Annotated in this window: 10 protein-coding genes; 6 read left to right on the top strand and 4 right to left on the bottom strand. The window is 39.7% G+C overall.

The features are described from left to right. The first annotated feature begins 289 nt into the window (after positions 1–289). From carA to R2Q84_RS08755, 6 genes are all read left to right on the top strand, one after another. The gene (gene carA, locus R2Q84_RS08730; RefSeq protein WP_316816159.1) at positions 290–1402 is read left to right on the top strand and encodes a glutamine-hydrolyzing carbamoyl-phosphate synthase small subunit; all 1113 of its coding nucleotides are present in this window, start codon (positions 290–292) and stop codon (positions 1400–1402) included. Positions 1403–1497: 95 nt separating this feature from the next. Next, positions 1498–2268 (top strand): ABC transporter ATP-binding protein, encoded by a 771-nt coding sequence (locus tag R2Q84_RS08735; protein WP_316816160.1) that lies wholly within the window; start codon positions 1498–1500, stop codon positions 2266–2268. Positions 2269–2274: 6 nt separating this feature from the next. Continuing rightward, complete coding sequence (locus tag R2Q84_RS08740; RefSeq protein WP_316816161.1) at positions 2275–3366, top strand: ABC transporter permease; 1092 nt, start codon at positions 2275–2277, stop codon at positions 3364–3366. An 89-nt stretch (positions 3367–3455) separates the two neighbouring features. Beyond that, positions 3456–4148, top strand: coding sequence for an aquaporin Z (gene aqpZ, locus R2Q84_RS08745; RefSeq protein ID WP_316816162.1), 693 nt, complete (start codon positions 3456–3458; stop codon positions 4146–4148). A gap of 145 nt (positions 4149–4293) precedes the next feature. Next, positions 4294–5589, top strand: a complete 1296-nt coding sequence (eno, locus tag R2Q84_RS08750; RefSeq protein WP_316816163.1) for a phosphopyruvate hydratase — start codon at positions 4294–4296, stop codon at positions 5587–5589. A 215-nt stretch (positions 5590–5804) separates the two neighbouring features. Then, on the top strand, positions 5805–6395 hold the full coding sequence (locus R2Q84_RS08755) for a sigma-70 family RNA polymerase sigma factor (RefSeq protein WP_316816164.1): 591 nt from the start codon (positions 5805–5807) through the stop codon (positions 6393–6395). Positions 6396–6404: 9 nt separating this feature from the next. Here the strand turns inward: R2Q84_RS08755 and R2Q84_RS08760 are convergent, their stop codons facing one another. The 4 genes from R2Q84_RS08760 to R2Q84_RS08775 are packed head-to-tail and all read right to left on the bottom strand — an operon-like array spanning position 6405 to position 11583. After that, positions 6405–7598, bottom strand: coding sequence for a DUF5009 domain-containing protein (locus tag R2Q84_RS08760; protein WP_316816165.1), 1194 nt, complete (start codon positions 7596–7598; stop codon positions 6405–6407). A gap of 4 nt (positions 7599–7602) precedes the next feature. Beyond that, positions 7603–8931, bottom strand: coding sequence for a glycosyl hydrolase family 18 protein (locus R2Q84_RS08765; RefSeq protein ID WP_316816166.1), 1329 nt, complete (start codon positions 8929–8931; stop codon positions 7603–7605). A 39-nt stretch (positions 8932–8970) separates the two neighbouring features. Continuing rightward, positions 8971–9963, bottom strand: coding sequence for a glycosyl hydrolase family 18 protein (locus tag R2Q84_RS08770; protein ID WP_316816167.1), 993 nt, complete (start codon positions 9961–9963; stop codon positions 8971–8973). 24 nt (positions 9964–9987) lie between these two features. Then, positions 9988–11583, bottom strand: coding sequence for a SusD/RagB family nutrient-binding outer membrane lipoprotein (locus R2Q84_RS08775; RefSeq protein ID WP_316816168.1), 1596 nt, complete (start codon positions 11581–11583; stop codon positions 9988–9990). Between the last annotated feature and the right edge of the window lie 2 nt (positions 11584–11585).

Here is an 11585-nt window from a genome sequence, read left to right on the forward strand (position 1 = left end):
TAGTTTTGTTGTCGCAAAATTAGTTTTTACAATTGTAATAAAGGGATTTTTATTGTTTTTGTGACACTTGTCTCCTAATCATCGGCCTCTACCTCTGGTGGGAACAGAGACAGTTTTACGAAATCTCAAAAAAAATCTTGAATAAAACCTCACAAAAACATACCTTTGTACTCCGAAATGAAGGAGTTACTTAACAGCACATTTGTTAAAAACATAATCGGTATCAAAACCGCAGTCAAATCCCCATTTTTCTCTTTTTTTACACCAATTATTTCTCATTATAACTACAATGACTAATTACACCAAGTTACCAGCTATCTTGTTACTTGCCGATGGCACCGTATATTATGGTAAAGCTGCCGGAAAAATAGGAACAACAACAGGCGAAATCTGTTTTAACACAGGAATGACCGGATACCAGGAGATCTTTACAGACCCTTCTTATTTCGGACAGATTATGGTAACAACCAATGCCCATATTGGGAATTATGGTATACATAGAGAAGAAATTGAATCAGACAGCATCAAAATAGCTGGTTTAGTTTGTAAAAACTATAACATCGGTTTCAGTCGCAAAGAAGCATCTGAATCTATTCAGGACTACTTTCAAAACGAAAATATTGTAGGTATCTCTGATATTGATACCCGTGCACTGGTACGTCACATCAGACACAAAGGTGCGATGAATGCAATTATTTCTTCTGAGATTACTGATCTTGAAGAACTGAAAGCCAAACTTGCAGAAGTTCCTTCTATGGACGGTCTGGAGTTGTCTTCTCAGGTTTCCACTAAAACACCTTACTTCTACGGATCACCGGACGCAACCTATAAAATTGCAGCGCTTGATCTTGGAATTAAAAAGAATATCCTTCGCAATTTTGAACACAGAGATGCTTATGTACAGGTGTTCCCTGCAAAAACAACTTTCGAAGAAATGGATAAATGGGGTGCAGATGGTTATTTCATCTCAAATGGCCCTGGTGATCCTTCTGCTATGCCCTATGCAATTGAAACTGTAAAAAAAGTGCTGGCAGCAGAAAAACCTATGTTCGGTATTTGCTTAGGTCACCAGTTACTGGCGGAAGCTAACGGCATTGGAACCATGAAAATGTTTAATGGTCACCGTGGTTTAAACCACCCTGTTAAAAATATAATCAAAAACCATTGTGAAGTTACTTCTCAGAACCATGGTTTCGGTGTAATTCCAGAAGAGGTTAGAAGCTCTGACAAAGTAGAAATTACTCACGTTAACTTAAATGACCAGTCTATTGAAGGTATCCGCGTAAAGGGCAAAAAAGCATTCTCGGTTCAATATCACCCTGAATCTTCTCCGGGCCCTCATGATTCACGTTACCTGTTTGATGATTTCATCAACATGATTAAAGGTGAATTGACCTGGTAAAACGTTTACCGAATCAATATATCATTTTATCGACATTTTAGAAGGTTTAGCAGAATAGCATTTTCTATTTGGCTGAACCTTCTTACATTTATAACATGGACAACAGAAATGCCATTATCAGTGTTAAAAATCTGGTAAAAAAATATGACGATTTCACCGCTGTTCAAGGCATTAGCTTTGACGTGTATGAAAACGAAATCTTTGGCCTCCTTGGGCCCAACGGAGCTGGAAAAACGACAACTTTAGAAATCCTTGAAACCCTTCGCGAGAAAACATCAGGAGAAGTTACTGTTGATGGTTATACCGTAGAAAAAGACGCCAGCAAAATTAAAAGAATTATTGGCGTACAATTACAGGCAGCAGGTTACTATCCAAACCTGAACCTGATAGAATTGATGGAATTGTTCTCGGGTCTATATGGTGTTGACGTGAAGCCAATGGAAATGCTGGAGAAAGTAAACCTTCAGGACAAAGCCAAAGCGAAATACAAGGCATTATCTGGCGGACAAAAACAACGCTTTTCTATCGCCACCACACTGATCAATTCGCCAAAAATAATTTTCCTGGATGAACCTACAACTGGTCTTGATCCACAGGCCCGGCGCAATTTATGGGACCTGATTATTGAAATCAGGAACAATGGTACAACTGTGGTCCTCACTACACATTATATGGATGAGGCTGAGCAATTGTGTGACCGGGTTGCTTTTGTGGAACGCGGAAAAATTATCGCATTGGATACACCTGATAATTTAATAGACAAACTGGTAAGCAGCGGTTTCGAAAGGAAAAAAGAAGTAAAAAAAGCCAATCTGGAAGATGTTTTCATCAACCTTACAGGTAAAGAATGGCGGGAAGATAATTAGAACAATATGAATAAACCTTACAATCATACAAAAGCTACACTGGCACTTGCAAAAGCGAGCTTCCGCTCTATTATGCGGAGCCCTTCGGCAGTGGTATTTACGCTGGCATTCCCACTGATATTTATTCTTGTTTTTGGCTTTTTAGGAGGAGGTGGTGTAAAGGTAGACGTAGCCCTTTCATCGGGGTCCGACCTGAATAACCCTGTCGTAAAAGCATTGGAAAGTAACAGCCTGGTACACCTGCTTACAGACAAAACGCCTGAGGAGATACAAAAAGGATTAGAAAAGGGACAAATTGATGCGGTTATATCTGTTCAGAAAAATGCTGCTGGCAAACCTGCCTATCTTGCGGATGTTCAGTATACTTCTGCATCAATTGATAAAGGAAGTATATTTAAATCGGTATTGCATGATATGCTTTACACCATAAATACTCAACATACAGAACCTGCCATCGCCAAATTACACGAAAGTACAGTTCAGGGCCGTGTGTACAGGACTATAGATTTTATTTTACCCGGGCAACTTGGCTTCTCTTTATTAAGTACCGGTGTATTCGGAACAGCGTTTGTTTTTTTTAATTTAAGACAAAACCTTGTGATCAAGCGCTTCTTTGCTACGCCTGTAAGGAGATCAAGTATCGTATTTGGAGAAGGTATAGCAAGAATCGGCTTTGCATTGTTAGGTGCATTATTTATCATCTTACTGGGGCATTTCTTTTTTGAGTTCACATTAATCCAGGGTGCAGTCACAGTTCTAAATATGCTGCTGCTTTCTATTATGGGATTGATCGTATTTATGGGTTTTGGTTTTGTCGTATCAGGAATCGCAAAGAGTGAGAGTACCATCCCTCCCATTTCAAATATTATTACTTTACCACAATTCTTATTGTCGGGTACTTTCTTTTCTATTGATGCCTTTCCATCCTGGCTTCAACCAATCAGTCGTGCTTTACCTTTAACCTACCTGAATGATGCCATGAGAAAAGTTGCCTTTGAAGGCGCCGGTTTATGGGATGTAAAACATCAGATTCTGATTATGGTTATCTGGGGCATTGGGGTCTATGCCGTTGCTGTTAAAGTCTTTAAGTGGGAGTAATATTTACTGCTGCTTAATTTCCCTATTGGAATATTAAATATTTGTAGTTAAATTCATTCATTGATAAACCATTGACAAACAAACTATTTATGAAAAAATTAGCAGCAGAATTTATTGGTACCTTTTGGTTGGTATTAGGCGGTTGTGGAAGCGCCGTTTTAGCCTGTAACTATCCGGAAGCCGGCATTGGCTTTTTAGGTGTTGCACTTGCCTTTGGATTAACCGTAGTAACCATTGCTTACGGACTTGGACACATCTCAGGGGCTCACTTAAACCCGGCAGTTTCCATCGGTTTATGGGTTGGCGGCCGTTTTGATGCCAAAGAACTTGTTGGATATATTGTAGCCCAGGTTTTAGGCGGTATTGCCGCAGCTGGTATACTTTACGTCATTGCTACCGGTAATGGTGCTGCTATTGGCGGCTTTGCCAGCAACGGTTATGGCGATCTTTCGCCTGGCAAATACAGTATGGTAGCGGCTTTGGTCTGCGAGATCGTGATGACCTTTATCTTTCTGCTGGTGATTTTAGGTGCAACAGACAACAGAGCGCCTAAAGGTTTCGCCGGATTAGCTATTGGTCTGTGTTTAACTTTAATCCACCTGATCAGTATTCCTGTAACCAACACTTCCGTAAATCCTGCAAGAAGTACCAGTCAGGCCATTTTTGCTGGTGGCGAGGCTGTAGGACAGCTATGGTTATTCTGGGTTGCACCTATTGCGGGTGCAATTTTAGCCGGAATTGTTTATAAAGCATTTTTTGCAGCTGATTCTGAGGCTGCATAACCATTAATAAAAACATTAAACTTAAGGGCCGTAAGTAATTACGGCCTTTTTTGCTGATAATTTAAAATTTATTATAACTTTGGATATTGTCTTAGTAATTGTACTTTTTACACTAAGGCAGATTTACTAATAAAAACCAATAGAAATGAGTTTAATAATCGATGTTCATGCGCGGCAAATACTTGACTCCCGTGGCAATCCTACAATTGAAGTAGATGTAATTACAGAAAATGGTGTACTTGGCCGTGCTGCAGTACCTTCAGGTGCTTCAACAGGTATTCACGAGGCGGTTGAGCTTCGCGATAATGACAAGGCTGTGTACCTGGGTAAAGGTGTATTAAAAGCTGTTGCCAATGTAAATGATACAATTGCTGCTGAATTAAGGGGTGTGGATGTATTTGAGCAAGTTGCAATCGATAACTTACTGATCAAATTAGACGGAACTGAAAACAAAGGTAAATTAGGTGCCAATGCTATTTTAGGTGTCTCTTTAGCTGTTGCTAAAGCTGCTGCACAAGAAAGCCGTCAACCTTTATACCGTTACATTGGTGGTGTTAATGCAAACACATTACCTATTCCAATGATGAACATTGTAAACGGTGGTTCTCACTCTGATGCGCCTATTGCTTTTCAGGAATTCATGATTATGCCAGTTGGTGCATCTTCATTCTCTGAAGCATTAAGATGGGGTACAGAAGTATTCCACAACTTAAAAAAGATATTACACGACAGAGGTCTTTCTACTGCTGTAGGTGACGAAGGTGGATTTGCTCCAACTTTTGACGGTACTGAAGATGCTGTAGAAACCATTATGCAAGCTATTGAAAAAGCAGGTTATACTCCTGGTAAACAAATCGCTTTAGCATTTGACTGTGCTGCGTCTGAGTTTTACAAAGATGGCAAATACGATTACACTAAATTTGAAGGTGATAAAGGCGCAATCCGCACTAGTGCTGAACAAGCTGAATACCTGACTTCATTAACTGAAAAATATCCTGTCATCTCTATTGAAGATGGTATGCATGAAGATGACTGGGCTGGATGGAAATTACTGACAGAAAAAATCGGTGACCGTGTTCAATTGGTTGGTGATGATTTGTTTGTAACTAACGTTAAGAGGCTTCAAACAGGAATTGACAATGATACTGCTAACTCAATTTTAGTAAAAGTAAACCAGATCGGTTCTTTAACTGAAACTATTAACGCGGTTTCTTTAGCCCAAACTAATGGTTATACTTCTGTAATGTCTCACCGTTCTGGTGAAACTGAAGATGTTACCATTGCTGATCTTGCTGTTGCTTTAAACTGTGGTCAAATTAAGACTGGTTCTGCTTCACGTTCTGACAGGATTGCAAAATACAATCAGCTGTTACGTATTGAAGAGGAATTAGGTGGTGCTGCCAAATTTATCGGCAAAAACTTCAAATATGCAATAAAGTAATCAGTAAAAATATCTATAAACCCCCAATACTGCAAAACGGTATTGGGGGTTTTGTTTTAAAGAAAAAATCATCTTCTTTGAGGAGGCCTTAGGCGTTTTCCGATTCTTCATCGGGAAGATGCCAGACTCTGAAAAGAACGGTTATTTGTTACATTATCCTGATAATTTTTCTTATTTTCGTTTGACTTCAAGGTCTTCTCGCTCAACGTATACACATGAATTATAATCATCAGGGGATCATAAAAAACTGGAAACTCCTAATTGAAGGAGAGAAACAAGGTTTGTATGCTTGCTTTTCTCTTTTTTATGATGATTTATACCGTTTTGGGATGTCACTTTACAGAGACCCGGAGTTGATTAAAGAAAGTATCCAAAACCTCTTTATCGAACTTTGGAAAATCAGGGATAAGCTTTCCGAAGTAGAAAACATCCAGCAATATGTTTTTACCATTTACAAGCGGATTATTTATAAAACCAACCAGAAGTATGCGTATCAGGAAGGATTAGTGGCCTTAGATTCTGAAGACGTACCAGAGCACGTCATTTCTGTAAGTTCTTACGAAGCCATTTTAATTGCGAGCCAGGAAGATGAGCATCTTAAAAACCGGTTGCGACATGCGTTAGGTAGTTTAAGTCCGCGACAAAAGGAAATCATTCAAATGCGCTATTTCGACTGTATGTCTTTTAAAGAGATTTCAGACAAAACGCTTTTAACGGAAAGAACCGTTTATAATACCTTACATAATGCGGTTAACGTTTTGCGTGAAACTTTGCTCTTTATTCTGATAACAATCAATTTAGATTGAGGCGCTAAACTAAATTTTCAACCTGATATTTCTTTTTTCCAATAACCCGGTAATGGCAACAATTATTAACGCGTAGACAAGGGATTTACCCAGACCCAGTCCCCCTGTTCGTAGTATTGCAGGTAACTGTGGGATATGTAACAAGGTGATTAGCGCATAATGGATGTAAGGTAAAAGATAGCAGGTTAGCGTACTCGTGCCAGCTGGCTTTATAAGGCTGTACCATTTTCTCTGATTTAAAATCTCGGTAAGATATATCATCAATGCAAACAACATTATTGTTATTGCCGCACAAATACTTATCCAGGATGGAGTAGCCCTTATTTTAGAGATTCCCCATAGCGGATTGCTTAAATAACCAAAAAGTAATAGCAACACGGCAAAAAAGGTAATACCTATCCAAAAGTTAACATTCCTGGCTGTAAATTTTCTGTACAATAATGCAGTAATGATACCTGCCATAGGGAGTGCCGCCATAGCGCCATTTTCAGACAACCAGATGTATTTACGAATCATTCCAGCGCAATCTAACCAGCCCAAACTATTAGCTGAACTAAATAGCATAAAAAATATAAAGGCTATAATTTGTACGAGCATTCTACCACCGGAAAATAGAAAAACACAACTTGCAACAAGATAGCCCCAGCCAATTAATCCCAGTATCCCCCACCATTCAACTCGCATAGCCGCAAATCCTTCCCCTCCATTTCCTTTAAACAAAAAGCCAAGCAAAATCAAAAGGATAACACCTGTAGTTTTAAGGATTCTACTAAGCCGCAAACCATAAGACGAATAATCCAGCCACACCAGAAAAAAGCCCAGTGTAACTAAAATCTGCCAGAGCGGTTTTACCAACATCGCAGATTCATCATAGCTGTCCATGTTGACATGAAAAAAGCCCATGATCAATAGCGCTATGGTACGTACCAGAATGTGAAAAAGAATTTGAAAGAGATCTTCCTTTTTCTTCCTTCTACTTTCTATTGCATAGGGTACCGACAGGCCAACAATAAACAAAAATGCAGGAAATACAATATCTGCGAGGCCCATTCCATTCGCTGCAGCAGGAACATGATCTAACCAATGTGGAATATCAACTAATGTCCACAAATCATTCACAAAAATCATTAGGACCATAATGACCGCACGGAGGGCGTCGATAGACACCAACCTGTGCGGTATTTTCTTTAATACAGACTCCAATCGCTTATTTCAATTTATTGTTTAAAGCCTTCATTAATGAATTTGTGCCTATCACATCATAATCTACAGCCCACATGTAGGCTCCTTTAAAACCATTTACTTTTAAAAAGTCTGCTTTTCGTTCAACCATCGGAATTCCGTTATAAAAAACCGTCTTCCCATCCATTGTCGTCATTTCTTTACCAAAAGCTTGTGCGTCTTTAGCCAAAATAGCCGAGTATGGCACATAACTATAAGAACCCCAGCCTAAATTGTTACCATTACCATCCAATTCATCGAAACGTAAACCAAAAGCAGGTATACCAACAACAACCTTACTTGCCGGACCATGGTTATTTTTCCAGATATTGGCACCAGCTATCATATATTCGTAGCTAGAGGGCTGTGCAACAGGCGATCCCGGACTAATGGCACCATCTTCAAAGGCGTGTACATTTACCCAATCAACCATATTCAGGTTACTATACCCCCAATGCATCCAATTGGTAGTTACGGTAATTGTAATAACAGATTCTGCTGGTAAGGCGGCTCTTAAGGCAGCTATAAAAGGACCTGTTGCAGCAATATTCCGCTCTCCAAAATCGCTCAGGTCAGTCATCATCACATCTACACCATCTAATTTTCTATCTTTTACATAGGTTGCAATCTGAGCAACAAGTGCGGCCCTTCTCCCTGGGTCACTTATTGCATTGCCAAAATTATTACTTTGATACAGGGACCAGCCATCAATACCTGACAGCGTACCACTTACCCCAAGCATCGCACGAATACCATTTATATGAGCCTGAGCTACGAGTTCATCAGTAACCTGGTTAACCTGCCCTTTGGAGATATCGAGTCCATCCGGAGTTACCTTAGCACCGTTAAATGCCACATGAGTTACATTAGCCCAATCAACTTGTTTGGCCGTACCATTCTCAGATAAATAAGCTAAAGCTACATGCGAAAAGTTTTTGAAAGTATAGGTGGTAGGGCTTACCAGAACTTTGGAAATACGGGTTGAAACCTGGCCATTGTAGCTAGCTTCTACTTTTACCTCATACTCTCCACCAGCTGTTGGCGTAAATGTATAGGTTGTATCTGTTGACACTTCTTTATCGTTAACCTTCCAAACAACTTTTGTTTTCGTATTTGGCTTAGGTGAGAACATCAGTCCGCTGTATACCGCAGACTGCCCCTGAAAGATTATCCTGTTAGGGCTTAAAAAGACCCCGTTATTGTCTATGATTCTTGGATGAAAATTATCGTCATAATCCGCTTCCTGTCCCTTTTCACAGCCTGCCAAAGCAGCAAGCAGAAGAACAGAAAACACTAAATATTTTATACTATTCATGAGATTTATTTTTTAAAATAGTTAATAATATGCTGTACATTATTTTATTGTGTCGTTGATTGCGGTTAACAAGGAAAGGGGGCCTTGTGCATCTCCGGCAATCTGCCAGATCATTACCCCTCCCATTTTCTTTTTAAGCGCCAATTCTACCTTTTTCTTAATGGTAGGCATTCCGTTATAAAAAAAAGACCCTTTTCCGGACACCACCCAGAAATCTTCCTTTTCAGTACCCGGATATGCAGTTACCAATTCACCATAGGTAATACTTTCCTGAATATCAGGACCAAATCCATAGGCATAGAACGGTAGCCCCAGAACCAACCTGTTAGCTGGTATAGACCGGTTAATATTCCAATGTGTAAAGTCAGTTTCCGCAGCCTCGTAAGTAGAATGTGGTCCTGGATTATCTTTTCTCCAGGGGCCAGTCTGATCATAAGACATGATGTTGATGAAGTCAAAAAGCTTAATGGCTTTATCTGAATAGGCCGCCGAATTCCAGGTAGCTACCGCAGCAGTCATCAACTTTGCTTCAGCCTTTAAACCGGCAGAAAGTGCAACTACAAAAGCTTCATAATCTGCATTTACAAAATCTCCTTCAAGATCTACGTCAATCCCATCCAAATTATAGGTTCTTGTCAGCTGTATCAAACCGTCAACCAAAACGCCTCTTTTTTCAGGTCGTAACAAGTCTTTCAGATATTGCGGTGGATCACCTCCTGCCAGTGCTGAAAGCACTTTAACATTATTGTTATGTGCTTTTTTTACGAGTTCAGGCAGGCCATTAACCGGAGCAAAAACACCATTTGCATCCGGATTAATAAAGGCAATATTGAGGTGTGTGAGCTTACTAAAATCAATCGTAGCAGCTACAGCAGCGAGATCACTGTTTGCAAACACATAGCCTACAATTTTAAAGTCCTTCTTTCCTTGCCCCTGTGGTTCAGGCATTGCCGTCTTTACCTCTGCTTTACCACAGTTTGTAAATAGCACCGCTAAACAAATCAACGGAACATACAACTTTATATTTTTCATAACATCTGTCTATTAATGATGCTGTTATTGCTTATCCCACCATACTCTTGCGTTCCAACTATCTTCGCCACCTAATCCTGGAAGTACCTTTACGAAATTTGCCTTATTTTGCTCTTCCTCGGTAAAAGGATACTCGAACCTCCTTGGTATAGTCGTACTTTGGCTAGGCTCATCAATACCTACTCCCGGTGTCAATAAAGGGAAACCACTTCTTCTCCAGTTAGAAAAAGATTCTGGTCCGTTTAAAAATAAGGTAATCCATAATTGTTTATTGATCAGTTCAATTTCTTTACCGGCAAGCAATGCATTTCCCTGAATAAAGGTATTGATCTCGGTACTGGTAGCAGTTGGGCCGGATGGGAAAAAACTAAGCTGTTGTATTCCCGCTTCAATCCCTTTTTTGTAATGATCAATGGCGGTACCACCAAAAGTTTCTCCAAACCTTACGGTTGCTTCAGCAAGTAAAAGTTCAACCTCAGAATAGGTTAAATGCAAATACGGCGCATTAAATCTCAACAGAAAATTTGCCGGCTGTGCTTTCTGATCATTATTAGTAACGGTCACAGTACCCACACCAGGAACAACAACAGGGAAGCTATCCTTATAATCGTTCCAGATATATTGACCGGGAGTTACTCCCTGATAGCCTTGCTTTTCAACCACCTGATCTGTAATGTCGATCCTGTTAATCGGTGGTATTGCCGGATTGTCTACGTAGTATTTTACCATGTATTTCATTCTTGGGTCATTGGTTGACCTCAACTGATCTAAAAACACAGAAGTAAAACGTCCCGGAACACCATCTTTATGAAAAGATTCCGAAACCGCATTTCCTTTAATATATCCTTTACCTCCCTCTTCATAATTATTTCGAACATCTTCATGATCCACCTTACATACATCAGCATTTGCAGTAAATACACCTGCGTTAAATGCCGCCTGAGCTTCCGTTTTTGCTTTAGCAAGATCAATTTTCACTAGGCGCATAGCATAGCGCAAGCGCAATGAATTGGCAAATTTTTTCCAGGAATTTACATTTCCATTGTAAAACACATCACCTTTCACCAAATCTTTTGACGCATCAAGCTGAGCTGACGCAGCGGTAAGTTCTTTAAAGAAATCATTATAAATTTCCTGTTGCGTATCAAATTTTGGTTTGATCCCCTTACCAGCCTCTGAGTATGGAAGGTCTCCATATAAATCAGTCATTCTGGCGAAAATATAAACCTTCATAATGCGGCATATCGCATTTAAATTAGACTTTTCCGCAACCCCATTGGTTCTCTTTACAGCATCAATGATATTAACTACCTCATTGCCATAAGAATCATCCCATAAAATACCCAGCATACCCGGATCTTTATAATAAGCCGTTCCCCATCTGTTGCTATATGCGCCTGCAATCTGCTGTACCAATGGCATGGTCAACATAAAAGTTGTACGTTGATTGATATTCAGGTCTCCGGAAAACCTCAACTGAACTGTAGTGAGTTGGATCGACGGATCAAGATTAGATGATCTCGTAGGATCGATGTTTGTATCTCCAAACTTTTTACAGGAAGTTACTGATAGCAAAAGTGCTATTCCTCCAATATATAATGTATTTATAATATGTTTCATCT

The sequence above is a fragment of the Pedobacter nyackensis genome, from assembly GCF_032678475.1.
Taxonomy (GTDB): Bacteria; Bacteroidota; Bacteroidia; order Sphingobacteriales; family Sphingobacteriaceae; genus Pedobacter; species Pedobacter nyackensis_A.